Below are 24,903 nucleotides of genomic sequence, written 5' to 3'. Positions count from 1 at the left end.
GCTGATTGCAACCAGTCTGCTGACGGCGCTGATCGTGAGTCTGGTCAGTTATGTGGGCAACACGCGCATGTCCGGTGCGGTGAACGACAACGCGGTGAGCATGACCGCACTGCGCAATCACATGGAAGCCGACATGATGCACGACGCACTTCGCGCCGATGTGTACTCAGCGCTGCTGGTGGGCCTGGGCAAAAGCACCGGCACGGCCGCCGAGGTGCGTGACTCGATCAACGAGCACGCGACGCACTTTCGCGAAGTGCTGGATGAAAACCTCAAGCTGCCGGTCAACCCGACGATCAAGGCTGCGCAGGAACACATCAAGCCCAGCCTGGACACCTACATCGAGGCGGCCGAGCGCATCGTCGGCCTGGCACTGGACAACCCGGACAGCGCCCAGCGGGAACTCGGCACGTTCAATGCCGCGTTCAGCCAGCTCGAAGAGCAGATGGCCGCGCTCAGCGAACTGATCGAAAGCAATACCCGCGACACCCGTCAGGCCACCGAAAGCGCGATCCGCAACGCCAACATCGCCCTCGCCGTGGTGTTGCTCGCCAGCCTGTTGCTGTTGTTGGCGCAAGGGCGCTGGGTAACCCGCAGCATCATGGGGCCGCTGAAGTCCGCCAATCACATCGCCCAAAGCATTGCCCACGGCAACCTCAGTGAGCCGATCAGCGAACCCGCCGGCAAGGACGAGGCCAGCACGCTGATCCGCAGCCTGGCGACCATGCAGCGCGATCTGCGCGACATGATCGACGTGGTGCGGCGCAACGCCCATGGCGTCAGCGGCATGAGCGAGCAGTTGAGCCACGGCTGCCATCAGGTGGCCGACAGCAGTCAGCAGCAAAGCGCCGCCGCCGGCACCATGGCCGCTGCCGCCAGCCAGATGACTGCCAGCATCGAGGACATCACCCGCCACGCCGAACGCGCGCTGGGCATGGCCAATCAGGCCGAGTCGCTGGCCAAGAGTGGCGGACAGGTGATCCATCAGGTGGTCAGCGACATGGACGACATCGCCCGCTCGGCGCAGCAGTCGGCGCAGGTGATCCGCACGCTGGATCAGGAGTCCGAAGGCATCTTCAACATCATTCAGGTGATCAAGGGCATTGCCGACCAGACCAATCTGCTGGCGCTCAACGCGGCCATCGAGGCGGCGCGGGCCGGCGAACAGGGCCGGGGCTTTGCGGTGGTTGCCGACGAAGTGCGCAGCCTGGCCGCCCGCACCAGTGCCTCAACCCAGGAAATCGCTGCCATGGTCGCGCGCATCCAGCACAGCACTCGCGAGGCGGTCAGCAGCATGGAGGCCGGCGTGGCCCAAGTCGACAAGGGCATGGCGGTCACGGCCGAAGTCGAGCGGGCGATTCGCGAAATCCTCGACGCGACTCTGAGCACCACGCAACTGGTCAACGACATCACCCGCACCATCGGCGAGCAAAGCCAGGCCAGCAACGAAATCGCCCATCAGGTGGAAATGATCGCCGGGATGTCCGAGGGCAACAGCAAGGTGATCGGGCAGACGGCCAATACCACGGATGAATTGTCGAGTCTGGCGGGGGCGTTGGCGTTGTCGGTGGATCGGTTTCGGTTGTAGTGGGGTGGTGTTTGAACTATCGCCATCGCGAGCAGGCGAAGGCCTGCAGGGGTTGGCAGTGTTGTGTAGGAGTGAGCCTGCTCGCGATGGGGCCAGCCCAGGCGCCAAAGCTTTCGGGATCATGTTCAGCCCGGATTGGCCGATAACGCCCAGAGCGGAAAAAGACTCTCAAGTCGGGAACAGACGCGCTGGTTTGCCCTGACGTGATATTCTTCGCCTCAACTTGGTTTGACCTTATTCAGTTTGCCTGCCTTTTGGGCGGGCTGACGGAATCCCTGTCGCTCAAGTAGCTGAAGCCAATAATGATAAAAAGTCAGTTCAGAAGGGACATTAACTGAGGTCGATGCGGTACGTCGGCCTTGTGTGCCCACCCGTCAAAATTGCAGTGTGAAGGTGCCCGCGACCCTGGCCTGAGTGTCGCGACAAAAGGCCCTCATGGCCACAACAGCGGCGGGCGGAAGGCGTTTTATCATAGGTGCAACGGATGTTTAAGAAAGTGAATACAGCCTTGCTAGGGCTGGCTTTGGCGATGGGGATGTCGTCTGCCAATGCTGAAGAAGCGAAGAAAGTCGACGTTCTGCTGATCGGCGGCGGCATCATGAGCACCACCCTGGGTGTGTGGATCAATGAGCTGGAGCCGAGCTGGTCGATGGAAATGGTCGAGCGCCTCGATGGCGTCGCCCTGGAAAGCTCCAACGGCTGGAACAACGCCGGTACCGGTCACTCGGCGCTGGCCGAACTGAACTACACCCCGGAAGACGACAAAGGCAACGTGACGATCCCGAAAGCCGTCGAGATCAACGAAGCGTTCCAGGTGTCCCGTCAGTTCTGGGCGTGGCAGGTTCAGCAAGGCGTTCTGAAGAACCCTCGCTCGTTCATCAACACCACGCCGCACATGAGCTTCGTGTGGGGTGATGACAACATCAAGTTCCTGAAAAAGCGCTACGAAGCCCTGCAAGCGAGCCCGCTGTTCGCCGGCATGCAGTACTCCGAAGACCCGGCTGTGATCAAGAAGTGGGTTCCGCTGATGATGGAAGGGCGTGACCCGAACCAGAAAATCGCGGCCACCTGGAGCCCGCTGGGTACCGACATGAACTTCGGCGAGATCACCCGCCAGTTCGCCGGTTACCTGCAGACCAAGCCTAACTTCGACCTGAAACTGTCGAGCGAAGTCGAAGACATCACCAAGAACGCCGACGGCACCTGGCGCGTCAGCTACAAAAACCTGAAAGACGGCACCAAGACCGAAACCGACGCCAAGTTCGTGTTCATCGGCGCGGGCGGCGGCGCTCTGCACCTGCTGCAGAAGTCCGGCATTCCTGAAGCCAAGGAATACGCTGGCTTCCCGGTCGGCGGCTCGTTCCTGGTGACCGATAACCCGGCCATCGCCGAGCAGCACCTGGCCAAGGCCTACGGTAAAGCTTCGGTTGGCGCACCGCCGATGTCGGTTCCGCACCTGGACACCCGTGTTCTGGACGGCAAGCGCGTCATTCTGTTTGGCCCATTCGCGACCTTCAGCACCAAGTTCCTCAAAGAAGGCTCGTACCTGGACCTGCTGACCAGCACCACCACCCACAACATCTGGCCTATGACCAAGGTCGGCATCAAGGAATACCCGCTGGTCGAGTACCTGGCCGGTCAACTGATGCTGTCGGATGAAGACCGTCTGAACGCGCTGAAGGAATACTTCCCGAACGCCAAAGCCGAAGACTGGCGCCTGTGGCAAGCCGGCCAACGCGTGCAAATCATCAAGCGTGATGAAGCCGCTGGCGGCGTGCTGAAACTGGGCACCGAAATCGTTGCAGCACAAGACGGCTCCATCGCCGGTCTGCTGGGCGCATCGCCAGGCGCGTCGACCGCTGCACCGATCATGCTGAGCGTGCTGCAGAAAGTCTTCAAAGACAAAGTCGCAACCCCTGAGTGGCAAGCCAAGCTGCATCAGATCGTTCCAAGCTACGGCACCCAGCTGAACAACGATCCGGCCAAAGTCGCACAAGAGTGGGCGTACACCGCCAAGATCCTCGAACTGCCAACGCCTCCGGTGATTGGTCAGGCGGCTGCTCCGGCAGCACCTGCAGCTGAAAAAGCTACAGCGCCGAAGGAAAATGCTGCACGTGACATGGCCCTGTAACTAGACGCCAGACACACAAAAGCCCACTGAACCGGTAACGGTCAGTGGGCTTTTTTTGTGCCTGCGTCTACCTGGGTTTTGCGCTCGCCAGATACGCCCCAAGCTTGCGCCCCATCTCTTCCCCCAACGCCTGCAACCCGCTCAATGGTCTTACCATCACTTCAAACTCGACAATCTTCCCGCGCTCATCAAATCGAATCATGTCGATGCCCTTCAACTCTTTCGCCCCGACCTTGGCACTGAACTCCAGCACCACATTCAAGCCATCGGCAGTCGCCAGTTCGCGGTGGTATGTGAAGTCTTCGAATACGTCGAACACGGTGTTGAGAATCATCGTCACCACTTGGGCGCCGGGGTACGGCGTGTGGGCCATGGGCGAGCGGAACACCGCGTTCGGGTCGAGCAGCTCGGGCAGGGCCTTGAGGTTGCCGGTGCGGATCATCTCGTGCCAGCGCTTCAGTGACTCGGCGGCGTTGGGGTGCAGGTTCAGGTCGGACATGGTTTCACTCCTTTTTTGTTGTTGTTTGCGCGACGCCAATGACTCTAGATCAAAGCGGCCGGGGATGAATCTTTGTGTGGTGCTCTGAATAGCGGGCTATGGCCGGAGCGGATCAGATGCGCATCTGATCCGTATTTTTCTGTTGGATCTGCCTCTGTTACCGGTTCAGTCAGGCGCTCAAAATACCCCGGCAGTTCGGTCACTCGCGGCAGTCCTTCATCCTGAAGCGCCCGGTGCACCGCAAGCTCAGCATTAAGGAGAGCAGCATGAACAAGATGGCGATTTTCCTGGGTGGGTTTCTGGCGTTGACCATTCTGATCGGAATGCTCGCGACGATTTCTCCGGTCTGATGATCAGCAGTTGAGTACCGGCATGTAACGATCCTCACGTTTTTTGAAATGGATCGGTGCTGTCGGGATTTTCTCACCGTTCAGAAAGAGCTCCGGCAGCGTCAGGATGAAATCGTCCATCTCGCCGCTGCCCAAGGATGTCCCGGGCGAATACAGGTCCAGCCATTGCTCCCGCGGGTCGAAGCCGGTTTTCAAGCGTTCGATGCTGACCTGATAGGATTTGCCATTGGCCAGTTGCACGGTGGCCATGGGCGAGGCCGCGCTGATCCAGAGTGCCGGTGGGGGAGTGCTGTAGGCGGCATCCCATTTTTCCTTGGTGTCCAGGTTACGCATATAGGGTGGCGTATACAGGGACGCGTACATCCGTAATTCGGTATCAGTGTTGTGATGGAAGTCCGGCCTGGTCGGGGTCCCCGGCAGCGCTGCGTAAACCAGCAGGTGCACCCAATCGAGTTCCTCGGACGTGGTCTTGTAGCTTATGGCCTGGTGTGGGCCGGGGCATGTTCTGATCAGCAATGCGTTCTGACCGACAGCCGATTGCGGATTCAGGTAAGGACCCGTGCTACAGGCTGCGAACAGAGGAACCAGCAGATAGAAGGCAAGGCGTTTCAATTAATCGACTCCGTGATTGACTGTTTTCCTTTTCCAGCTGCCGCAGATTACCTGAATTGCCAACGGTGTACCGCTCAGCCACCACGGGGGTCTCAAATGCGGTGCAATCCTCGATCAGGGGCCCGAAAGAACACCGCTATCTAATTAAAAGCGCATTCGGTATTAGACTCCCCGCAGGATCTGATACCGGAAAGCGCTGCCATGTCGAACTCACCATGGACTCGTTGATCAACGCCGCCGGCCGCGCGCTTGCGGCGGGTGATCCGTTGGCGGCATTAAAGCTTGTCGCCCTGCGCGAAGACCCACCCGCGTTGGCGCTGCGTGGCATTGCCATGGCCCAGCTCGGTGATTTGACCCGGGCCAAGGCGTTGCTGCAGCGGGCGGTCAAGGCGTTTGGCGCCAATGAGCCGTTGTCCCGGGCGCGCTGTGTGGTTGCCGAGGCAGAGGTGGCGCTGGCGACACGGGACCTGGGCTGGCCGGTGAAGGCACTGGAAGCGGCGCGGCGGGTGCTGCTCGATCACGCCGATCACCTGAATGCATCGCACGCCCGGTACTTGCAGATCCGCCGTTTGCTGTTGATCGGCCGGCTCGATGAGGTGCAGGCATTGCTCGTAGAGCTGGACCCCGCTCCGTTGGCCCCGGCGCTGCGGGCTGTCCACGAATTGCTGACGGCGGGGGTCGCCTTGCGGCAGGTGCAGGCGCACACGGCGCGGGCGGCGCTGGTTCGGGCCGCACTGGCGGCGCAGCAGGCCGGGATACCGGCGCTGACTGCCGAAGTTGAACACGCCGGGCAGGTCCTTGAGGCACCGGCCGCGCGACTGAGCAGGGGCGGCCAATCGCAACCGGTGAAGCTGGAGCAGGTACAAGCATTGTTCGCTTCCAGCACCCTGGTGGTCGATGCCTGTCGCTACAGCGTGCGCGGCGCCGGGATGACGCTGGCGTTGGCGACGCGGCCGGTGCTGTTCAGTCTGGCGCGGATGCTGGCCCAGGCGTGGCCCGAAGACGTATCGAGAGAGGCGTTGATCGGCGGGGCGTTTCGCTTGAAGCTGAGCGACGAATCCCACCGCGCACGCCTGCGGGTGGAGATCGGCCGCTTGCGTTCGGCGTTGCAACCGTTGGCGCGGATCGTCGCGACCGCGCGTGGTTTTGCGTTGGTGGCTGCCGACGTGGCGCTGCTCACCTTGCCGGTCGAGGACAAACACGCCGCGTTGCTGGCCTTGCTCGCCGATGGCGAAGCCTGGTCGAGTTCGGCGCTGGCCCTGGCGTTGGGCAGTAGCCAGCGCCAGGTACAACGGGCGTTGGAAAGCCTGGCAACGACGGAGCGGGTGCAATCTTTCGGCGTTGGCCGTGCGCGGCGCTGGACCACGCCGCCGGTGCCGGGTTTCGCGACGATCTTGTTACTCCCGGTGTCGCTGGGCAATGGCTAGGCTGGACTCACCCAGACTCATCCACCAGCGAGGAAGGCATCATGAAACAGGCAAACGCAGAAATACTTCGTGAGTATGGCCCGTTCGAAGGCGTCGAACGTGTCCACGGCGTAACCTTCGACGGCCAGCACGTGTGGTTCGCCAGCGACGGCCAGCTCAATGCGCTGGACCCGGCCAGCGGTGAAACCGTGCGCACGATCAAGATCGGCGCCGATGCCGGCACCGCATTCGACGGCAAGCATCTGTTCCAGATCGCCGACAGCCGCATCCAGAAAATCGACCCGGCCACCGGCCGCGTGCTCAACACCATCCCGGCACCGGGCGGCGGTAACGACTCGGGGATGGCATGGGCCGAAGGTTCTTTGTGGATCGGTCAGTATCGCGAGCGCAAGATCTATCAGGTTGATCCGCAGACCGGCGAGGTTCTGCGCACGCTGGCGTCAGACCGGTTTGTCACCGGGGTGACCTGGGTTGACGGCGCCTTGTGGCATGGCACCTGGGAGGGCGATGAAAGTGAACTGCGCCGGGTCGATCCGGAGGATGGCGAGGTCCTGGAAAGTCTGAAGATGCCCGCAGGAACTGGCGTTTCCGGGCTGGAGGCGGATGGCGGCGAGCGGTTTTATTGCGGCGGCGGAGGCAGTGGGCAGTTGCGGGCGGTGCGTCGGCCCAAGTGATTGATGGTGTCTTGACCGGCCTCTTCGCGAGCAGGCTCGCTCCCACAGTGGTTCAGCGTTAACCGGACAAATGTGGTAGCGAGCCTGTTCGCGAAGGGGCCAGTAGCTTCACTGAAAATCTCCCAAGCGAATCAAGGCGCACCAAACACCATCGTCCAGTAAACCCCCTCATCACTGCGCGCCTCACTGGCAAACCCGGCGCCGACCTGGGTGAACATCGGGTTCATCAGGTTGGCGCAATGCCCGGGGCTGGCCAACCACCCGGTCATCGCCTTGCCCGGCGAACTCTGGCCGGCGGCGATGTTTTCGCCAATCTGCCGCCCGCGATACCCCGCTGCCCGGGCGCGATCCGCCGGCATATCGCCGTCCGGATCACGGTGGGCGAAGTAGTTGCCGTAGGCCATGGCCTTGCTGTGCCCTTGAGCAGCGGCTCCCAGCGCCGGGTTCCAGCTCAGGGGCCGGGCGGCGGCGAAGCGCTGGCGTCCGCACATCCGTGGGCGCGCCCGGGCGGCGTTGACCTCGGCGAGCAAGGCTTTACCGACGCTGCGGTTGTCGCCGACCCGGCTGTCGAGCACCGGTTGCGCCAGCACTACTTGCCACTCACCACGGGAACGACTGACGCCGATGTCGGCGTACTGAGCGTCGAGCAGGGCGGTGCAGTGGCTGTCTTGCAGCTGTTCAAAGGCTTGCTCGGCATCCCCGGCACCGACAATGCGGATGCTGCGCACGGCCACCGCCGAATAACCCGAAGACTTCAACGTCTCGCGCAAACCACCGCCGTAGCCATAGCCGATCGGCAATGCGAGATTGGATTTCATCGCCAACGGCGCCAGACGTTGGGCCGGCCGGCGGTCGCAGCGTTGCGGATGAGCGCGGTAGTCATTGATGGCCGCCACCAGTTGCCGCTCTTCGCTGGCGTGGGTGGTCTCGGTGAACAGTGGGGCAAGGATCAGCAGGCACAGCGAAACGAAGCGTGATGAGCGAACGACATGGCGCATGGGACGGCAGGCTCTGGGAAAAGGACAGTGCTGAAGTGCGGATCCGCGAAATGCGGCGCCTCTAGGACTGGGCTTTTGGGACTTGGTTCATGCTGGCCACATGGCTTTTTTTTGGTGGGTGATGGAGGGTGGGGCAAGCCTGGATTTTGTGTTGCCCGGACTGGCGCCTTCGCGAGCAAGCTCGCTCCCACAGGGGGAACGCATTGCCAAAGGTGGGAGCGGCTTGCTCGCGAAGAGGCCAGTCGCAACACCACCAGATTTGTTGATCAAACCCGATCAGCGATTAAGCACATCCCCCATCCACTGCAGATACTGCACCCGCTCGGAAATCGAGTTGTGCCCCGCGTCCGGCACCACCCGCAGCGTCGCCACGCCTTTGGGGAAATGCGCCAACAGCCGTTGCGTGCTGTCCCGTGGAATAACCTCGTCATCGCTGGCCGCCAGCAGCAAGGTCGGCACCTGAATGTGCGCGGCATAGCGGCCCGACTCGAAACGATCCTTGAGCAACCACTGCACCGGTAGCCACGGGTATTGGCGGACGGCGACTTCTTCGAGGCTGTTGTACGGCGTCACCAGAATCAGTTTTGTCGCCGGGCGCTGACTTGCCAGCCGCACCGCCACTCCCGAACCCAGGCTGCGCCCTACAACGGCAATCTGTGGATGGCTGGCGTACACCTGATCGAACAGCGCCAATGCATCTTCGGCAATCGCCTCCTCCGATGGCGCGCCGCCGCTGCCGCCAAAGCCCCGGTAATTCAGCAGATACAGCGCGTAGTCGGGGAAGGCCTGGCTGAACGCAGGCAGGTTGCGCGACACATCCTCGGCATTGCCACCAAAGTAGATCAGCGCCTTTGGCCCGGCGTGCGCGCGAATGGTCACCCAGACATCGGCATCCGGCATCGACAGCTTCATTCGCGAATCGGGCGTGGCAACGGCGTTGTCGGGCCGGGGGAAATAGATCAGGGAGCGCTGAAACACGAACAGTGCACCGCACAACACCAGATACAGGGCGATGATCAAGGCGACGAGTGACATCAGGATTCTGGACATTCGGCTAACTTTAGCGGGGCGCGGGTGTTCGCAGTCGCAGTGTAGCCGAGCGGTACACGGTGGCCGCTGTTGAACACAACGTGCAACAGATTCACGCAGCAGGGGAACCAGCATGAGCCACACTGAGGGTTGCTCCCGTCGCCGATTGCTTACGCTGGCTGCCGGGGTTTCGGCGGTCCTGACCTTTGACCGAGCGTTGGCCAGTGCCGCGCCGACTGCCACTTCGCCGAGCCAGGCAGGAGACCAGACCATGCAGACCCGCGCCATCCCCTCAAGCGTCGAGTTGCTGCCCATGGTGGGCCTGGGCACTTATCGCGGCTTTGACGTAGCGCCCGGCGAAACCGCCTATAAACAACTGCCAGCGGTGCTCGACGAGTTGTTCAGAAAGGGCGGAACGCTGATCGACAACTCACCGATGTACGGCCGCGCCGAGCAAACCACCGGCGAGTTGCTGTCGATCCACGAACCGCGTTCACCCGCGTTTCTGGCGACCAAGGTATGGACACGCGGACGCAAGGAGGGCATCGCGCAGATGGAACAATCCTTCCGTCTGCTGCGTACTGAACGCATCGACCTGATGCAGATCCATAATCTGCTGGACTGGCAGACTCATCTGCCGACCCTGCGCGAATGGAAAGAACAGGGCCGCATCCGCTACATCGGCATCACCCATTACACGCCTTCGGCCTACGACGAAGTCGAGGCGGTACTGAAGGCCGAACAGCTCGACTTCCTGCAAATCAACTACGCTCTCGATGACCGTGGCGTGGAAAAACGCATCCTGCCGCTGTGCCGCGAACGCGGGGTCGCGGTGATCTGCAATCGACCGTTCGGCGGCGGTGGGTTGCTGACTCGACTCAAGGGCAAGCCATTGCCAGCCTGGGTCTCGGATGTGCAGGTCAGCAGCTGGCCGCAACTGGCGCTGAAATTCCTGCTGTCGCACCCGGCGGTGACCTGCGTGATTCCCGGCACCGGCAATCCGCGCTACATGGCCGATAACGCCGGCGCCGGGTTCGGGCCGATGCTCACCGATGCGCAGCGGCATCAGTTGATTGCGCTGCTGGGCTAAGCGTTTGCGCGCGATAACGCAACGCCTCCAGCAACAGCGCAAACGCCGGCGCTGCCTGCCGTCGGCTCGGGTAGTACAGGTGATAGCCGGCAAACGTCGGGCACCAGTCTGCCAGCACTTGCACCAAACGCCCTTCGGCCAGGTGCGGTGCGACGATGTTTTCCGGGATGTAGCTGAGGCCGAAACCGTCGAGTGCGGCGTCGAGCAGCGGGTACACGCCATTCAGGGTGACTTGCCCGGACACGCGCACCTTGAGGCTTTCGCCGTTCTTTTCGAACTCCCAGGAATACAGCCCTCCGTTGGTCGGCAGGCGCAGATTGTTGCAGGCGTGGTCAGTCAAATCTCTCGGCGATTGCGGCCGCGAGCGGCTGGCGAAATAAGCGGGCGAGCCGACCACCGCCATGCGCATGTCCGGGCCGATGCGGGTAGCGATCATGCCTTGCGCCACGTCTTCGCCCAGGCGTATGCCGGCGTCGAAACCCTGCCCGGCGATGTCGACGAAACCGTAGTCGCAAGACACCTCCACGGCGATGTCCGGATATTTCGGCAGAAACGCCTTGAGCACCGGCCGCAGCAGCCAGTTCAGTGAGTGGTCGGTGGCGCTGATGCGGATGCGGCCTGCCGGGGTTTCGCGCAGGCTGCTCAGGGCCGCCAGTTCCAGTTCGATTTCTTCGAAGCGCGGGCCGATCGTTTGCAACAGATGTTCGCCGGCCTCGGTGGGCGAGACGCTGCGCGTGGTGCGGGTCAGCAGGCGCAGGCCCAGGCGCGCTTCCAGCGCACGGATGGTATGGCTGAGCGCCGATTGCGAGACGCCGAGTTTGGCCGCAGCTTTGGTGAAACTGCGCTCGCGGGCCACGGCGAGGAAGGCGAGCAGGTCACTGGCGTTTTCGCGAAGCATTGATGAGTGTCCCGCATAAGTTTTTTCAAATTCTAGTCGATTATCCGAACAGTTCAGCTCGGTAAAGTGCGGTTATTGCTCACCGGAGACCACCGCCATGAACCCGATTGCCGCTTCCGCATTGCCCCTGTCCTTACTCGCGGGCGAGGCCCAGGCCAACGAACCCCCACGCGTCACCGTCACCGCCAACGGCTCGCAACCCTCGGCCAAAGGCCCGGCAGACTGGTTTACCGGCACTGTGCGTGTCGACGCGCCGTTCAAGGGCAGTGATGCGGCGCGAGTCAGCGGTGCCACGGTGACGTTCGAGCCGGGTGCACGCACCGCGTGGCATACCCATCCGTTGGGGCAGACGTTGATCGTCACCGCCGGGGCCGGTTTTGTGCAGGAGTGGGGGCAACCGGTTCGCGAGATCCGTCCTGGCGATACCGTGTGGATCGCTCCCGGCGCCAAGCATTGGCACGGAGCTGCACCGAACACGGCGATGACCCACATTGCAATTGCCGAAGTGCTGGATGGCAAAGTAGTGGACTGGATGGAGCAGGTGAGTGAGGCACAATATCCAAGATCGGAGTAACTTTCGCATCCTCGACCCCTAGCACCCCATGCTGGTGCGCTACCGAAGCCCTCACCCCATATCGCTCGGGGAGAGGGCTTGGATGTGCAGATGACTAGATCATCTCCGGCAAGGAAGAGAGAATCTTGTCCAGCGTGATCGGATACTCGCGCACCCGCGCCCCGGTGGCGTTGTAGATCGCATTCGCCACCGCCGCGCTCACGCCGCAAATCCCCAGTTCACCCACACCCTTGGCTTTCATCGGCGATGAAATCGGATCGGTTTCGTCGAGGAAAATCACCTCTTGATGTGGAATGTCGGCGTGCACCGGCACCTCGTATCCGGCGAGGTCATGATTGACGAAAAAGCCCAGCCGTTTGTCCACCGCCAGCTCTTCCATCAACGCCGCACCGACGCCCATGGTCATCGCGCCGATCACCTGGCTGCGCGCGGCTTTCGGGTTGAGAATCCGTCCCGCTGCGCATACGGCGAGCATGCGCCGCACGCGAACTTCGCCGGTCGCTGCATCCACCGCAACTTCAACGAAATGCGCGCCGAAGGTCGACTGCTGGTACTGCTTGGCGAGGTCGGCGAATTCGATGCTGTCCTCTGCCTCGACCACGCCATCTTTTGCCGCATCACGCAGCGGCAGGGCCTTGCCGCCAGCGCGGACTTGACCGTCGGCAAACTCGACGTCACCACCGCTCATGCCCAGCTTCGTCGCCACCGCTTCGCGCAGTTTCATGCACGCGGCATACACCCCGGCAGTCGAGCAGTTGCCGCCGAACTGGCCACCTGAGCCGGACGATACCGGAAAGCTCGAATCACCCAGATGCACGGTGACGTCCGCCAGGTCCACACCCATCATCTCGGCTGCGGTCTGGGCGATGACGGTGTAGCTGCCGGTGCCGATGTCGGTCATGTCGGTTTCCACCGTGATCTTGCCGTCGCACTCCAGCCGCACTCGGGCGCCGGACTTCAGCAGCAGGTTGTTGCGAAACGCCGCAGCGACGCCCATGCCGATCAGCCAGCGACCTTCGCGACGGCTGCCGGGACTAGCATTGCGCTGGTTCCAGCCGAATTTCTCGGCACCGGTCTGCAAGCATTCGATCAGGCGTCGCTGGGAAAACGGGCGCTCGGTTTTCACCGGATCAACCTGCGTGTCATTGAGGATGCGGAACTGCACCGGGTCGAGTTTGAGCTGCTCGGCCATTTCGTCCATGGCGATTTCCAGCGCCATCAGCCCCGGCGCTTCACCCGGCGCGCGCATGGAGTTGCCCTCGGGCAGATCCAGTGGCGCCCGGCGCATGGTTACCCGGCGATTTTCCCCGGCATAAAGCAGCTGGCTCGGTTGCGCGGCGACTTCAACCTTGCCGTCCTTGAGGTTGCCCGACCAGCCTTCGTGAGCGATGGCGCTGAGCTTGCCGTCCGCCGTGGCGCCCATCCGAATGCGCTGGATCGTGGCCGGGCGGTGGGTGGTGTTGTTGGCCATTTGCGGGCGGGCGAGGGCGACTTTCACCGGGCGGTTGGCCAGGCGCGCACCGAGGGCGGCGAGGATCGCGTCGGCACGAATGAACAGTTTGCCGCCGAAGCCGCCGCCAATGTACGGCGAGATCAGGCGCACATTTTCCTTGGGCAGGCCAAGGGTAGTGGCGACGTCGCCGACGCTCCAGGCGATCATCTGATTGGAGGTCCACAAGGTCAGATGATCACCTTTCCATGCGGCCAGCGTCGCGTGCGGCTCCATCATCGCGTGGGTCTGGTCGGGAGTGGTGTAGGTCTGGTCGAACTGCACCGGCGCGGCGGCGAAGGCCTTGTCGAAATCGCCGTGGGTGACGTCGGGCAACTCGTCGTCTTCGACACCCTGGTCGCGCACGTTGGCCAGCTCGAACTCGCCTTTGGCCGTGACGTAATCGACCTTGACCAATTGCGCCGCAGCGCGGGCCTGTTCGAAAGTCTCGGCGACTACCAGCGCCACTGCCTGGTGATAGTGCTGCACCTCGGGCACGGCGAGCAGCGGCGCCGCGTTGTATTGGCCCTTGCCGAGTTTGCCGGCATTAGCGGCGGTGACGATCACGAGCACGCCGGGCGCGGCTTCGGCGGCGTCAAGATCGATGTGGCTGATACGGCCCTTGGCGATGGCCGAGCCGACCATGAAACCGTAAGCCTGATTCGCCACGGCCTCGTGCTGCTCATAGGCATACGGCGCCTGGCCGCTGGTTTTCAGCGGGCCTTCGATGCGGTCGGTGGGTTTGCCGATCACCTTCAGTTGGTCGATCGGGTTGGTGGTGGCGGGCGTGTCGAACTTCATGCTTCATCCCTCGCTTGCGCCAACACCGAGCCGAGCGTGCGCTCGACCAGGGTCAGTTTGAATTGGTTGTCGTGGGTCGGCGTGGCTCCATCGAGCAGGCGTTCGCTCACGGCTTTGGCGCCTTTGGGCAGCAACGCGTCGGCGTCTTCGACCCGCCACGGTTTCGGTGCAATACCGCCGACTGCCACGCGGCCACTGCCGTCCTTTTGCAGGATCAGGCCGACCGATACCAGTGCGAAGGCGTAGGACGAACGATCGCGGACCTTGTGATAAATGTGCGTGCCGCCGACCGGGGCGGGCAGGGTTACCGAAGTGATGAACTCGCCGGGCGTGAGGCTGGTTTCGATGTTCGGCGTGTTACCCGGCAGTCGATGGAATTCGGCGATGGCGATGCTGCGGGTGCTGCCGTCGGGTTTGACCGTTTCTATCTGCGCATCGAGGGCGCGCATCGCAATCGCCATATCGCTGGGATGAGTGGCGATGCAGGCGTCGCTGACGCCGATCAGCCCCAGTTGCCGACTGACCCCGCCAATCGCTGCGCAACCACTGCCGGGCTGACGTTTGTTGCAGGCCTGATTGACGTCATAAAAGTAGGCGCAGCGGGTGCGTTGCAACAGGTTGCCGGCGGTGCTCGCCATGTTGCGCAACTGGCCGGAGGCCCCGGCGAGCAAGGCGCGGGAGAGCAGGGCGTAGTCCTTGCGCACGCGGCTGTCGGCGGCCAGATCGGTGTTGCGCACCAGCGCGCCGATGCGCAATCCGCCTTCGGGTGTGGCTTCGATTTGATCAAGACCGAGGTGGTTGATGTCGATCAGGTGCAGCGGGGTTTCGATGTCGAGTTTCATCAGGTCCAGCAGGTTGGTGCCGCCGGCGATGAACTTCGCGCCTTCGACCTGCGCCGCTTGTGCGGCCGCTGCGGCGGGAGAGTCGGCGCGGCTGTAGTTGAACGGTCTCATACCGGCACCTCCGCGACTTCAGTGATCGCTTCGATGATGTTGGAGTAGGCGCCGCAGCGGCAGATATTGCCGCTCATGCGCTCCTGGAATTCGCTGGCGATCAGTTGCGGCGCGTCGGTCAGGCTGGGGCTGACGTGGCTGGGAATGCCCTCGCGGATTTCCTTGAGCACTGCCACCGCCGAGCAGATCTGCCCTGGCGTGCAATAGCCGCACTGATATCCGTCGTGCTTGATGAACGCGGCCTGCATCGGGTGCAGATTGTCGGGCATGCCTAGGCCTTCGATGGTGGTGATCGCGCTGCCTTCGTGCATCACCGCCAGGGTCAGGCAGGCGTTGATCCGCCGGCCACCGGCGATCACTGTGCAGGCACCGCACTGGCCGTGGTCGCAGCCTTTTTTGCTGCCGGTCAGGTGCAGGTGCTCGCGCAGGGCGTCGAGCAGGGTGGTGCGGTTGTCGACATCAAGGGCCTGCGGCTTTCCGTTGACTTGAATCGTCACTTTGCTCATGGCAGGTTGCTCCAGGTTGGCCGCGTAGGCCTTGAGGCTGATGAACGGCGGCATCGCGAAGGCCGTGGCGGTCACGGCACCGAGGATCAGGAATCTACGTCGGGAAATCGTCATGCTTCGATCCCTCTCTGGCTGAATCAGGACGGCAGGGGTACAAAGGCCCGCTCGGGCGCGCCGGCATGGTTGCCGGTCTCGTTCTTGGAATGACCTGCGCGGAGGGGAAAAGGTTTTTGCGGATTTGCGCTATAGAGTTATGCGCAGGGTTCATTAATCTGCTAAACGACGCTGAGCCATATTGTGGGGGAGGGCTTGCTACCAAAGTCGGAGGGTCAGGCAGTTTTTGGTTGAATGGCATGCCGCTTTCGCGAGCAGGCTCGCTCCCACAGGGGACATGCATTCCAAATGTGGGAGCGAGCCTGCTCGCGAAGAGTCCCTCATTACCGATCTCAATGTCCGCCAACCACCATATGCGTAAACGGCGCCACATACGCCTGCAGCGTCACCAGCCCGCCCACCAGCACCGCCAGCACAATCGAGTGGAAGAACACGTAGCGCAGAATCTCACCCTCATGCCCATACCAGCGGGTCGCGGTGGAGGCGACCACGATCGATTGCGCATCGACCATTTTGCCCATCACCCCGCCGGAACTGTTGGCCGCCGCCATCAAAACAGGGCTGATGCCCAACTGTTCCGAGGTCACCCGTTGCAGCCCGCCGAACAGCACGTTCGAGGCCGTGTCCGAGCCGGTCAATGCCACGCCGAGCCAGCCGAGCAGGGTGCCGAACATCGGGTAGAACACCCCGGTCGCCGCGAACGCCAGGCCCATGGTGGCGTCCAGTCCGGAATAACGCGTGAGGAACCCCAGTGCCAGCATCGCGGCAATAGTGATCAGCGAAAACCGCACCACCCACAACGTACGCAGGTACTGCTTGATCAACTGCGGGATCGAATAGCCCATCAGCAACCCGCCGACAATCGCCGCCAGCAGAATGCCGCTGCCGGTGGCGGTGAACCAGGTGAACTTGTAGATCGCTTCTTCGGCTTTCGGTGCCGGCACCACCGGCGGGACTTTCTGCACTTGCAGATGCAGAGTGGTGAAGGTCAGCGCCGGCGAGAAAATCGGATTGGCCTCGCTCAGCGGTTTACCTTGCGGATCAAGTTTGACGGAATGCGTTACCGGGTCCAGCGCCGGGCGCACGTCGAAGATGTTCTTGAAGCCCTGGGTGCCCCAGGCAAACACGAACACGGTGAGGATGATCCATGGCATCCACGCGCGCATCACCGCCGGGCGTGCTTGATCGCTGAAGGTGGCACTGGCGGTGACTTTTTCTTCCTCGACCCGGGAGTTGTCGACGCGGCCTGACAGGGCGGCCGAGGTGTACACCGTCGCCGGTTTCCAGACCCGCAGAAACAGGGTCAGGCAGGCCATCGAAATCAGTGCGGCGATCACGTCCACCAGCATCGGCCCATGGTAGTTCGACACCAGGAATTGCGGCACCGCGAAGCTGACTCCGGCCACCAGAATCGCCGGCCAGATCTCCAGCATCTTGCGCCACCCGGCAAATGCCCAGATCAGCCAGAACGGCACCAGTACCGAGAAAAATGGCAGCTGCCGACCAACCATCATCGACAACTCCATCTCATCCAGCCCGGTGACCTTGGCCAGGGTGATGATCGGCGTGCCGAGCGCGCCGAACGCCACCGGTGCGGTGTTGGCAATCAACGCCAGGCCCGACGCGGCCAACGGCGAAAAGCCGAGGCCGATCAGAATCGCCCCGGTCACGGCCACCGGCGTACCGAACCCGGCCGCGCCCTCGAAAAATGCGCCGAAACAGAAGGCGATCAGCAGCAACTGCAAACGGCGGTCATCGGTGATCCGCGCCAGGGAATCCTGCAGCACTTTGAACGAGCCGTTCTCGGTGGTCAGGCGGTGCAGAAAGATGATGTTGAGCACGATCCAGCCGATCGGCAGCAAGCCATTGGCCGCGCCGAACAACGCTGCCGAGCCGGCCATGCTGGCCGGCATGCCGAAGGCGAAGATCGAAATCAGCAACGCCGAAGCCAGGGCGAGCAGGGCGGCCAGATGCGCCTTGACGTGAAAGAACGCGAGCGCCACGAGCATCACCACCACCGGGGTGGCGGCCATGAGCGTAGAGATCAGCGGATTGCCGAACGGGTCGTAGATTTGCTGCCAGACCATGGTCCACCTCTGCTTGTTGTTATCGAGGCGCAGATCCATTGCGTGGGAGTCGGTAACCAGCAGTATAGGTGGCATTACGCCGCTGTCCGGGGGCGGACGGCGGGCCGATCAACGGTCGTGGTCGGTCAGTGAATCAAAGTCCGTTTACCCGGTCGTATCTGCGGCTGCGCGCACTGCGTCCTGAAGGCGTGGGCAGTGACAGCCGTTCCGTCGTCAAGACCTTGGTTTTAGGGAAGTGTTGAATGAAGCACGCTACAACGATGCTGCTGACCGTGACCGCCGCCGTTTTGCTGGCTGGCTGTGTGGCGGACTTTGATGATGACTACCGCCATGGGCGGCATTACGACCGCGATCACGGGCGTTATTACGACCATGATCGGCGCTGGGATGACCGTGATGATGGTCGACGCGACGGACGCCGTCACTACCGTGATCGCGACGATGATTGATTGAGTATCAAGAGGGCGTTCCCGCAACGGGAGCGCCCTCGTCGATTAAAAATGAGCGCTCGCCCGGACGCTGGAATGCGCAGGCGCAGAGGCCTCGAGATCCAGCAAATGGGTGGCGAGTATGTCGCTCAGAAAACGGAACTGATCGTTGATACCAACCACTTCATTACTGAAGTGATTGCTCGCAGCGGGCATCAGCAGATCGTCGAAATCTTCGTTGAACACCAGTGCTTGCGCCTTGCGCGACACCACGTGCTGTTTGTAATAGTTGCTGCCGAACACCGGGAAACTCACGGAGAGTGCGATGGTGTGAATCATGATGTGTACTCCTCGTTGCGTCTCGGATAGGTCAATCGTGCCTCTGCCGGCTGGCGTGTGAAAGGCAATCGTGGCGATGGTGTATATCGACGGCGTTGATGGTTGATGCCTCCCCGTGTGGGAGCGGGCTTGCTCGCGAATGCGTCGTTTCAGTCGACATCGTTGTTGCCTGACACACCGCTTTCGCGAGCAAGCCCGCTCCCACAGGGGGACGCATTTCATGGTGGGAGCGAGCTTGCTCGCGAAGCGGCCAATCCGGTCGCAACCGACAAACGGCCCAACCCGCGCACCTATACTCAAATCTGTTTTCTTCCATTCAAGGACTCCACCACCGTGAACCTGCGTGCACTGAGCGTCGCCGCACTGTTGCTGCTGGCTGGTTGCGCCTCCTCGGTACGGGCCCCGGTGGCGCCACCGGCTGTGGTGGTGTCGCCGGCGACCTGGCAGCAGATCGACCGGGACATCGTCAGCGCCTCGCAGCAGTCCACCGAGCAGGTCAAGCTATTCGCCCGGGGCTCGATGGAACATTGGCGCACTCGCGTCTATCAGCAAACTGAAGAAAATTTCATTCCGTGGTTCAGCAGCTACTGGACCCAGGAATGGCTGTCGATGAAGGTCAGTTGGTACACGATCAATGCCGGCGGTGAACAGGATGCGTCGGCCAAGCGCCTGGCGAGCTATCTGCTTGAGCAATATCAGGAAAGAGTGCTGGCACCGGTCGCGGTGGAGATCGATCCGGATGCGATCCTCGGCCAGGCCACGGCGTTCTACGCGCAACTGATGGCCCAGCAGATACCGCTCATCGCCCAGCGCTATGGCTTGCCGGTGGCTCAGCTCAACGGGCACTTGCAGAAAGTCCCGGCCATCGCCCTGGGGCCGCCGCCGGCGCGGGATGCGTCGCTGTATCAGATCATCAGCACCGAACCGCTGAACACGTTGCCGGCGTACGCCGCGCTGATCGACAAGATCCACACCGAAGGCGGGAGCAAGGGCATCGCCTCGACCGACGCCGGCATGGCACCGGTGGCCAAACGCGCCAGCCAGCGAATGGAAGCGGAAATGGCCCCGCGCGGTGCGGCCAGTGCCGTGGCGGCTGCGGCGGGCAAGCTGGTCGGCGGGGTAATTTCGATCGGCGTGGCGGGCATTCGCGCGATCATCCAGGCCAGTGACCGACCCGACAGCGAAGCGCTGATTCGCAGCAGCCTGGGCAGCACCTTCGACAAGGCCTGGGCGAAACTGCTGCAGAACCCGACCACCGGGGTCATGGCCGGTACGTTGCATATTGCCAGGCAGGTCGAAGGCAGTCTTGGCGGGGGCGAACAACCGTCGGTCGGGATGGGTACGAATCGTGTCGAATGGCGGCCGCCGCAATCGACTACTCAGCAGATCGAACCCAACGTGCAAGGAGAATGATCATGGCTTATATCGATATTTTTGTAGCACCTGTGCCGAATGCCAATCGTGAACAATACAAAAAACACTGTGAGATCGCCGCCAGGTTGTTCAAGGAATACGGTGCGAAGGATGTGGTCCAGTGCTGGGGCGATGACGTGCCGGAGGGCAAAGTCACGTCATTCCCGTTGGCGGTAAAACTCAAGGAAGGCGAGACGGTTGCGTCCGGCTGGCTGATCTGGCCAGACAAAGCCACCCGCGATGCCGGCATGGCCAGAATGATGGAAGACCCGCGCATGCAACCGGACGTCAACCCGATGGGGTTTGATGGTCAGCGCATGATCTTTGGCGGCTTCAAAGACATTCTTGAATCCTGAAATTCAGCAGATTCCGTGTAGGAGTGAGCCTGCCCGCGATGGCTGTGTGTCAGCCGCTGAAGATGCTGGCCGTGCCGACCTCTTCGCGAGCAGGCTCGCTCCCAGAGGGGATGTGTAGCGTGCCCACAATCGTCGTCATCCTGCAAAACTGTGTGGGAGCGGGCTTGCTCGCGATGGCTGAGTGTCAGCCGCTGAAAATGCTGGCCGTGCCGACCTCTTCGCGGGCAAGTCGAATTGTCGCACCGCCGCTCCCACAAGGGATTGTGGTCAGTCTGAAGACGGGGTAATCCGGCAGCTTTTGCGGTTGCGGATTTCTTCCTCCGTCGGCCGTTCGCGGACGAATTCGAAGCGCGGTTCACCTTCGCTGTAATGCACCAGCCAGCCCCATTCCAGCTCGGTTTCATCCTGCCCGGGGTTCGGTGGTCGGGCCCACCACGGTTCTTTGCTGAGGATCTCGCGCATGGCGGCCTCCGGTTCGATGGCAATCCTTGAACTATAGCCGGGTGTCGCGAGTCGTCAGAGAAGGCTGTGTAGAATCGGCCGATCAACGAGCGAAGGAGCAGGGCGATGACCGATGACGCGCGTAGGGATGAACCGTTCAAGCGACTGTTTTTCGCCCTCGACTGCCCGCCACCGCAACGCAAGGCGATTGCTCAGTGGCGCGGCGACCTGGGGCTGAGGGCAGGCAAACCGGTGCCGGCGGACAACTTTCACCTGACGCTACTGTTCCTCGGTGGTGTGCCGCTGGCGCAGATCAATGAAGTCTGCGAGGCCGCTGGCAAGGTGCGCACGCCGGGTGAAACGTTGAAGATTGCGCTGGATCGCCTGCAGGTCTGGCATCGCGCCGGGATCCTCTCCCTTGCACCCGAGCAGGCACCTCCGGCGTTGTTGCGCCTGGTGTATGCGCTGGAACAGGCGATGCTGCCGTTCGGCTTCGAAGAGTCGCCGCGCGAGTTTCGCCCGCACCTGACCCTGGCCCGGGACTACCGCGCAGCGGAGCCGGAATCCGCCACACCGCCGGAGTTTTTCCTGCGTGCCGAGCGCTTTGCCCTGTTCGAGTCGCACAAGGGGCGCTACCGGATCCTGCAGGATTGGCCGCTGAATTGAGCGCACAAAAAAGGCGCCCGAGGGCGCCTGAAATTCACCTGAGCCGAGGAAGCCAGGTGAGGCCGTTCATTGCAGGGTGCAGCGGTGGTAAGGCGCTGCGTGAACGGGAAATCATTAGTTCTTTGTGTCACAACATCGACCCACTGTGGGAGTGAGCCTGCTCGCGATGACGTCGGCACATTCAGCATCATTGCTGCCTGACATACCGCCATCGCGAGCAGGCTCACTCCTACAGGGTTATTCGCCGGTGTTATTGGTTGGCACAGCCAGCCTGTTCATTGACTGGCACACTGCTTTCGCGAGCAAGTCGAATCGTCGCACCGCCGCTCCCACAGGGGGATTCGGTTACTTGCCGAGCTTCACCCGGGTCCAGCCTCGGGTCATGATCCGCTGCGTGGCGATCGGTTGATCCGGCACCGCGTACAACGTTGCCATCACCGCTTGCGACGGGTACGAGCCCGGGTCGTTGCGGATCGCTTCGTCCACCAGTGGCGTGGCGGCCGAGTTGGCGTTGCTGTAGCCGTTGCTGTTGGTGATCTCGGCAATGATGTCCGGGCGCATCAGGAAGTTCATGAACAGGTAGGCGTTGTCGACGTTCGCGGCATCACGCGGGATCGCGACCATGTCATAGAAACTGCCGGCGCCTTCCTTCGGAATGCTGTAGTCGATCTTCACCTTGTTGCCGGCTTCCACGGCGCGGGCCTTGGCCTGCAGCACGTCACCGGAGTAACCGACCGCCACGCAGATGTTGCCGTTGGCCAGGTCCGAGATGTACTTCGAGGAATGGAAGTACGCCACGTACGGACGGATCTTCATGAACAGCGCTTCGGCTTCGAGGATGTGCGCCTTGTCCTTGTCGTTCACCGGGTAGCCCAGATAGTGCAGGGCGGCCGGGATCATTTCGGTCGGCGAGTCGAGGAAACTGATGCCGCAGGCTTTCAGCTTTTCAGCGTTTTGCGGCTTGAACAGCAGGTCCCAGGAGTTGGTCGGGGCGTTGGCGCCGAGCACTTCCTTGACCTTGTCCGGGTTGTAGCCGATGCCGATCGAGCCCCACATGTACGGGAACGCGTGGGCGTTGTCCGGATCACTGGCGGAGGCGTTTTTCAACAGCACCGGGTTGAGGTTCTTCCAGTTCGACAGCTTCGATTTGTCCAGCGGCTGATAGACCCCGGCCTTGATCTGCTTGGCCAGGAAACTGTTGGACGGCACGACGATGTCATAACCGGATTTGCCCGCCAGCAAACGTGCCTCGAGGGTCTCGTTGCTGTCGAACACGTCGTAGGTCACCTGGATGCCGGTCTCGTCTTCGAATTTCTTGACGGTGTCCGGCGCGATGTAATCGGACCAGTTGTAAACACGCAGCACCTTGTCGTTGGCCTGGACGCCCGTGGCGATTGCGCCCATTAAGGACAGTGTCAGCAGAGTCCTGCCAAACATTTTCATCGGTGAAACTCCATTCTTTTTATTCAAAAACACAAATCTGAACTGCAGTAAATCTGTGGTGAATCAGCTTCTGTGGCGAGGGGATTTATCCCCGATCGGCTGCGAAGCAGTCGCAAAACCTGAGTACTCGGTTTTCAGCTAGACCTGCCGGGGCCGCTTCGCGACCCATCGGGGATAAATCCCCTCACCACAAAACCCCTCTCACCACATCAGATCTTCATCAAGTCAGGCAGTCGCCGCTGCAGGCTGCTGCCACGACTCATTCGCCGTCTGATCCATCGCTTCCTGAATCGCCCGTTTGCGGTTGGCTTCCGCTTTGCGGCCGAAGTACCAGACCAGGAAGGTCACCAGCGACACCGCCAGCAGAATCAGGCTGGCCACGGCGTTGATCTCAGGCTTCACACCCAGACGCACCGCCGAGAACACTTCCATCGGCAACGTTGTCGAGCCTGGGCCGGAAACGAAGCTCGCCAGCACCAGGTCATCCAGCGACAGGGCGAACGACATCATCCCGCCCGCTGCCAGCGACGGCGCGATCATCGGAATGGTGATCAGGAAAAACACCTTGAACGGCTTGGCTCCCAGATCCATCGCGGCTTCTTCGATCGACAGATCCAGTTCACGCAGGCGGGCGGAGACTACCACCGCCACATAGGCGGCACAAAACGTGGTGTGGGCGATCCAGATGGTGACGATGCCACGCTCCTGCGGCCAGCCGATCAACTGCGCCATGGCCACGAACAGCAGCAACAGCGACAGACCGGTGATTACTTCCGGCATCACCAGCGGCGCGGTCACCAGACCACCGAACAGCGTGCGACCCTTGAAGCGCGTGACCCGAGTCAGAACGAAAGCGGCGAGGGTGCCCAGCGCAACGGCAGCAATCGCGGTGTAGCAGGCGATTTCCAGCGAGCGCACCACCGAGCCCATCAGTTGCGTGTTGTCGAGCAGGCCGACGTACCACTTCACCGACCAGCCGCCCCACACCGTCACCAGTTTGGAGGCGTTGAACGAGTAGATCACCAGGATCAGCATCGGCAGATAAATGAACATCAGGCCGAAGATCAACATGAACTTGGAAAAACCGAAGCGTTTCATCCCCGTGCCTCCATCTCTTTGGCCTGACTGCGGTTGAACAGCAGAATCGGCACAATCAGGATCAACAGCATCACCACCGCCAGGGCAGACGCCACCGGCCAGTCGCGGTTATTGAAGAACTCTTGCCACAGCACGCGACCGATCATCAGCGTCTCAGGGCCACCCAGCAGTTCCGGAATCACGAACTCACCGACCACCGGAATGAACACCAGCATGCAGCCAGCGATGATCCCGTTCTTGGCCAGCGGCACGGTGATTTTCCAGAAGTTGTTGAAGTTGCTCGAGCCCAGGTCCGACGCGGCTTCCAGCAGGCTGCCATCGTGCTTGACGAGGTTGGCGTACAGCGGCAGCACCATGAACGGCAGGTAGGCGTAGACCACGCCGATATACACGGCCGTGTTGGTGTTGAGGATCTCGATCGGGTGATCGGTGAGCCCCGTCCACATCAGAAACGCGTTGAGCAGACCGTTGTTGCTGAGGATGCCCATCCACGCGTAAACGCGGATCAGAATCGCGGTCCAGGTCGGCATCATGATCAACAACAGCAGGACGTTTTGCGCTTCCTTGCTCGCCTTGGTGATCGCATACGCCATCGGGAAACCGATCACCAGGCACATCAGCGTGCTCAGCGCTGCAACCTTCAGCGAACCGAGGTAGGCCGACAGGTACAACTCGTCTTCGCCGAGCATGGTGTAGTTGCCGATGTTGAGCATCAGCTGGAATTTCTGTTCGGCGTAGGTGTAGATCTCCGTGTACGGCGGGATCGACAGCGCAGCTTCCGAGAAACTGATCTTCATCACCAGGAAGAACGGCAGCATGAAGAACAGGAACAGCCAGATGAACGGGATGCCAATGACGAGTTTTCGCCCGCTGGGCACCAAGCGCAGGAATTGCTGATT

General features: G+C 61.8%; 24 protein-coding genes and 1 pseudogene. 11 read left to right on the top strand and 14 right to left on the bottom strand.

Annotation, left to right across the window (positions count from 1 at the left end):
• Nucleotides 1-67: 67 nt before the first annotated feature.
• From QMK55_RS28540 to mqo, 3 genes and pseudogenes are all read left to right on the top strand, one after another.
• Nucleotides 68-733: pseudogene (locus tag QMK55_RS28540) on the top strand (HAMP domain-containing protein); the annotation flags it as partial.
• Nucleotides 725-1,588 (top strand): methyl-accepting chemotaxis protein, encoded by an 864-nt coding sequence (locus tag QMK55_RS28535; RefSeq protein WP_371859091.1) that lies wholly within the window; start codon nt 725-727, stop codon nt 1,586-1,588. The pseudogene QMK55_RS28540 and the gene QMK55_RS28535, both read left to right, overlap by 9 nt.
• Before the next feature lie 484 nt (nt 1,589-2,072).
• Entirely contained in the window at nt 2,073-3,719 is a 1,647-nt protein-coding gene (gene mqo, locus QMK55_RS02500) for a malate dehydrogenase (quinone) (protein ID WP_102358251.1), read from the top strand.
• A gap of 67 nt (nt 3,720-3,786) precedes the next feature.
• Here the strand turns inward: mqo and QMK55_RS02495 are convergent, their stop codons facing one another.
• Both QMK55_RS02495 and QMK55_RS02490 read right to left on the bottom strand, forming a co-directional pair.
• Nucleotides 3,787-4,218: a nuclear transport factor 2 family protein gene (locus QMK55_RS02495; protein WP_320328597.1), complete on the bottom strand. Its 432-nt coding sequence runs from the start codon at nt 4,216-4,218 to the stop codon at nt 3,787-3,789.
• Between the two features lie 353 nt (nt 4,219-4,571).
• Nucleotides 4,572-5,180 carry a hypothetical protein gene (locus tag QMK55_RS02490; RefSeq protein WP_102358248.1) on the bottom strand — a complete coding sequence of 203 codons (609 nt, stop codon included), beginning with the start codon at nt 5,178-5,180 and terminating at the stop codon, nt 4,572-4,574.
• Between the two features lie 215 nt (nt 5,181-5,395).
• Here QMK55_RS02490 and QMK55_RS02485 point away from each other — a divergent pair, with 215 nt between their 5' ends.
• Both QMK55_RS02485 and QMK55_RS02480 read left to right on the top strand, forming a co-directional pair.
• Nucleotides 5,396-6,607 carry a helix-turn-helix domain-containing protein gene (locus tag QMK55_RS02485; protein ID WP_320328596.1) on the top strand — a complete coding sequence of 404 codons (1,212 nt, stop codon included), beginning with the start codon at nt 5,396-5,398 and terminating at the stop codon, nt 6,605-6,607.
• 41 nt (nt 6,608-6,648) lie between these two features.
• The gene (locus QMK55_RS02480; RefSeq protein ID WP_320328595.1) at nt 6,649-7,281 is read left to right on the top strand and encodes a PQQ-binding-like beta-propeller repeat protein; all 633 of its coding nucleotides are present in this window, start codon (nt 6,649-6,651) and stop codon (nt 7,279-7,281) included.
• A gap of 131 nt (nt 7,282-7,412) precedes the next feature.
• On the opposite strand, the gene QMK55_RS02475 is transcribed toward QMK55_RS02480, so the two are convergent.
• Nucleotides 7,413-8,279 carry a CAP domain-containing protein gene (locus tag QMK55_RS02475; protein ID WP_102358244.1) on the bottom strand — a complete coding sequence of 289 codons (867 nt, stop codon included), beginning with the start codon at nt 8,277-8,279 and terminating at the stop codon, nt 7,413-7,415.
• Between the two features lie 276 nt (nt 8,280-8,555).
• Nucleotides 8,556-9,329 carry an alpha/beta hydrolase gene (locus QMK55_RS02470; protein ID WP_102358243.1) on the bottom strand — a complete coding sequence of 258 codons (774 nt, stop codon included), beginning with the start codon at nt 9,327-9,329 and terminating at the stop codon, nt 8,556-8,558.
• 112 nt (nt 9,330-9,441) lie between these two features.
• Here QMK55_RS02470 and QMK55_RS02465 point away from each other — a divergent pair, with 112 nt between their 5' ends.
• Nucleotides 9,442-10,398: an aldo/keto reductase gene (locus tag QMK55_RS02465; RefSeq protein ID WP_320328594.1), complete on the top strand. Its 957-nt coding sequence runs from the start codon at nt 9,442-9,444 to the stop codon at nt 10,396-10,398.
• On the opposite strand, the gene QMK55_RS02460 is transcribed toward QMK55_RS02465, so the two are convergent.
• Nucleotides 10,355-11,296 carry a LysR family transcriptional regulator gene (locus tag QMK55_RS02460; RefSeq protein WP_320328593.1) on the bottom strand — a complete coding sequence of 314 codons (942 nt, stop codon included), beginning with the start codon at nt 11,294-11,296 and terminating at the stop codon, nt 10,355-10,357. The two genes, QMK55_RS02465 and QMK55_RS02460, sit on opposite strands and share 44 nt — an antisense overlap.
• Nucleotides 11,297-11,393: 97 nt before the next feature.
• On the opposite strand from QMK55_RS02460, the gene QMK55_RS02455 reads away from it, so the two are divergent.
• Nucleotides 11,394-11,870: a cupin domain-containing protein gene (locus tag QMK55_RS02455; protein WP_320328592.1), complete on the top strand. Its 477-nt coding sequence runs from the start codon at nt 11,394-11,396 to the stop codon at nt 11,868-11,870.
• 94 nt (nt 11,871-11,964) lie between these two features.
• Here the strand turns inward: QMK55_RS02455 and paoC are convergent, their stop codons facing one another.
• The 4 genes from paoC to QMK55_RS02435 form a co-directional block, all read right to left on the bottom strand.
• A complete protein-coding gene (paoC, locus tag QMK55_RS02450) occupies nt 11,965-14,160 on the bottom strand; it encodes an aldehyde oxidoreductase molybdenum-binding subunit PaoC (protein WP_320328591.1) in 2,196 nt (731 codons plus the stop codon).
• Nucleotides 14,157-15,113 (bottom strand): xanthine dehydrogenase family protein subunit M, encoded by a 957-nt coding sequence (locus QMK55_RS02445; protein WP_320328590.1) that lies wholly within the window; start codon nt 15,111-15,113, stop codon nt 14,157-14,159. The genes paoC and QMK55_RS02445 overlap by 4 nt, the downstream gene beginning before the upstream one ends.
• Nucleotides 15,110-15,733 carry an aldehyde dehydrogenase iron-sulfur subunit PaoA gene (paoA, locus tag QMK55_RS02440; protein WP_320404486.1) on the bottom strand — a complete coding sequence of 208 codons (624 nt, stop codon included), beginning with the start codon at nt 15,731-15,733 and terminating at the stop codon, nt 15,110-15,112. Before paoA ends, QMK55_RS02445 begins: the two co-directional genes overlap by 4 nt.
• Before the next feature lie 332 nt (nt 15,734-16,065).
• Nucleotides 16,066-17,820 (bottom strand): L-lactate permease, encoded by a 1,755-nt coding sequence (locus tag QMK55_RS02435; RefSeq protein ID WP_320330239.1) that lies wholly within the window; start codon nt 17,818-17,820, stop codon nt 16,066-16,068.
• A gap of 242 nt (nt 17,821-18,062) precedes the next feature.
• Between QMK55_RS02435 and QMK55_RS02430 the strand changes: the two genes are divergently transcribed.
• Entirely contained in the window at nt 18,063-18,269 is a 207-nt protein-coding gene (locus tag QMK55_RS02430) for a hypothetical protein (RefSeq protein WP_102358232.1), read from the top strand.
• A gap of 45 nt (nt 18,270-18,314) precedes the next feature.
• Here QMK55_RS02430 and QMK55_RS02425 read toward each other — a convergent pair whose 3' ends face one another.
• On the bottom strand, nt 18,315-18,587 hold the full coding sequence (locus QMK55_RS02425) for a hypothetical protein (protein ID WP_320328589.1): 273 nt from the start codon (nt 18,585-18,587) through the stop codon (nt 18,315-18,317).
• A gap of 333 nt (nt 18,588-18,920) precedes the next feature.
• Here QMK55_RS02425 and QMK55_RS02420 point away from each other — a divergent pair, with 333 nt between their 5' ends.
• Complete coding sequence (locus QMK55_RS02420; protein WP_320328588.1) at nt 18,921-20,000, top strand: hypothetical protein; 1,080 nt, start codon at nt 18,921-18,923, stop codon at nt 19,998-20,000.
• A gap of 2 nt (nt 20,001-20,002) precedes the next feature.
• The gene (locus QMK55_RS02415; RefSeq protein ID WP_320328587.1) at nt 20,003-20,356 is read left to right on the top strand and encodes a DUF1428 domain-containing protein; all 354 of its coding nucleotides are present in this window, start codon (nt 20,003-20,005) and stop codon (nt 20,354-20,356) included.
• A 267-nt stretch (nt 20,357-20,623) separates the two neighbouring features.
• Here the strand turns inward: QMK55_RS02415 and QMK55_RS02410 are convergent, their stop codons facing one another.
• A complete protein-coding gene (locus QMK55_RS02410; protein ID WP_320328586.1) occupies nt 20,624-20,818 on the bottom strand; it encodes a hypothetical protein in 195 nt (64 codons plus the stop codon).
• Between the two features lie 105 nt (nt 20,819-20,923).
• On the opposite strand from QMK55_RS02410, the gene thpR reads away from it, so the two are divergent.
• Nucleotides 20,924-21,463 (top strand): RNA 2',3'-cyclic phosphodiesterase, encoded by a 540-nt coding sequence (gene thpR, locus QMK55_RS02405; protein WP_320328585.1) that lies wholly within the window; start codon nt 20,924-20,926, stop codon nt 21,461-21,463.
• Nucleotides 21,464-21,808: 345 nt separating this feature from the next.
• Here the strand turns inward: thpR and QMK55_RS02400 are convergent, their stop codons facing one another.
• The 3 genes from QMK55_RS02400 to QMK55_RS02390 form a co-directional block, all read right to left on the bottom strand.
• Nucleotides 21,809-22,906, bottom strand: a complete 1,098-nt coding sequence (locus QMK55_RS02400; RefSeq protein ID WP_102358375.1) for a polyamine ABC transporter substrate-binding protein — start codon at nt 22,904-22,906, stop codon at nt 21,809-21,811.
• A 225-nt stretch (nt 22,907-23,131) separates the two neighbouring features.
• Nucleotides 23,132-24,004, bottom strand: coding sequence for an ABC transporter permease subunit (locus QMK55_RS02395; protein WP_102358376.1), 873 nt, complete (start codon nt 24,002-24,004; stop codon nt 23,132-23,134).
• On the bottom strand, nt 24,001-24,882 hold the full coding sequence (locus tag QMK55_RS02390) for an ABC transporter permease subunit (RefSeq protein ID WP_178082163.1): 882 nt from the start codon (nt 24,880-24,882) through the stop codon (nt 24,001-24,003). Before QMK55_RS02390 ends, QMK55_RS02395 begins: the two co-directional genes overlap by 4 nt.
• Between the last annotated feature and the right edge of the window lie 21 nt (nt 24,883-24,903).

The sequence above is a fragment of the Pseudomonas sp. P8_229 genome, from assembly GCF_034008635.1.
GTDB lineage: Bacteria > Pseudomonadota > Gammaproteobacteria > Pseudomonadales > Pseudomonadaceae > Aquipseudomonas.
Note: the sequence above shows the minus strand (reverse complement) of the source record. Positions and strands in the feature narration are given on the sequence as shown.

Coding starts and splice junctions, on each gene's coding strand:
- QMK55_RS28535 (WP_371859091.1), top strand. CDS start 725: ATGCAGCGCGATCTGCGCGACATGATCGACGTGGTGCGGCGCAACGCC.
- mqo (WP_102358251.1), top strand. CDS start 2,073: ATGTTTAAGAAAGTGAATACAGCCTTGCTAGGGCTGGCTTTGGCGATG.
- QMK55_RS02495 (WP_320328597.1), bottom strand. CDS start 4,218: ATGTCCGACCTGAACCTGCACCCCAACGCCGCCGAGTCACTGAAGCGC.
- QMK55_RS02485 (WP_320328596.1), top strand. CDS start 5,396: ATGGACTCGTTGATCAACGCCGCCGGCCGCGCGCTTGCGGCGGGTGAT.
- QMK55_RS02480 (WP_320328595.1), top strand. CDS start 6,649: ATGAAACAGGCAAACGCAGAAATACTTCGTGAGTATGGCCCGTTCGAA.
- QMK55_RS02475 (WP_102358244.1), bottom strand. CDS start 8,279: ATGCGCCATGTCGTTCGCTCATCACGCTTCGTTTCGCTGTGCCTGCTG.
- QMK55_RS02470 (WP_102358243.1), bottom strand. CDS start 9,329: ATGTCCAGAATCCTGATGTCACTCGTCGCCTTGATCATCGCCCTGTAT.
- QMK55_RS02465 (WP_320328594.1), top strand. CDS start 9,442: ATGAGCCACACTGAGGGTTGCTCCCGTCGCCGATTGCTTACGCTGGCT.
- QMK55_RS02460 (WP_320328593.1), bottom strand. CDS start 11,296: ATGCTTCGCGAAAACGCCAGTGACCTGCTCGCCTTCCTCGCCGTGGCC.
- QMK55_RS02455 (WP_320328592.1), top strand. CDS start 11,394: ATGAACCCGATTGCCGCTTCCGCATTGCCCCTGTCCTTACTCGCGGGC.
- paoC (WP_320328591.1), bottom strand. CDS start 14,160: ATGAAGTTCGACACGCCCGCCACCACCAACCCGATCGACCAACTGAAG.
- QMK55_RS02445 (WP_320328590.1), bottom strand. CDS start 15,113: ATGAGACCGTTCAACTACAGCCGCGCCGACTCTCCCGCCGCAGCGGCC.
- paoA (WP_320404486.1), bottom strand. CDS start 15,733: ATGACGATTTCCCGACGTAGATTCCTGATCCTCGGTGCCGTGACCGCC.
- QMK55_RS02435 (WP_320330239.1), bottom strand. CDS start 17,820: ATGGTCTGGCAGCAAATCTACGACCCGTTCGGCAATCCGCTGATCTCT.
- QMK55_RS02430 (WP_102358232.1), top strand. CDS start 18,063: ATGAAGCACGCTACAACGATGCTGCTGACCGTGACCGCCGCCGTTTTG.
- QMK55_RS02425 (WP_320328589.1), bottom strand. CDS start 18,587: ATGATTCACACCATCGCACTCTCCGTGAGTTTCCCGGTGTTCGGCAGC.
- QMK55_RS02415 (WP_320328587.1), top strand. CDS start 20,003: ATGGCTTATATCGATATTTTTGTAGCACCTGTGCCGAATGCCAATCGT.
- QMK55_RS02410 (WP_320328586.1), bottom strand. CDS start 20,818: ATGCGCGAGATCCTCAGCAAAGAACCGTGGTGGGCCCGACCACCGAAC.
- thpR (WP_320328585.1), top strand. CDS start 20,924: ATGACCGATGACGCGCGTAGGGATGAACCGTTCAAGCGACTGTTTTTC.
- QMK55_RS02400 (WP_102358375.1), bottom strand. CDS start 22,906: ATGAAAATGTTTGGCAGGACTCTGCTGACACTGTCCTTAATGGGCGCA.
- QMK55_RS02395 (WP_102358376.1), bottom strand. CDS start 24,004: ATGAAACGCTTCGGTTTTTCCAAGTTCATGTTGATCTTCGGCCTGATG.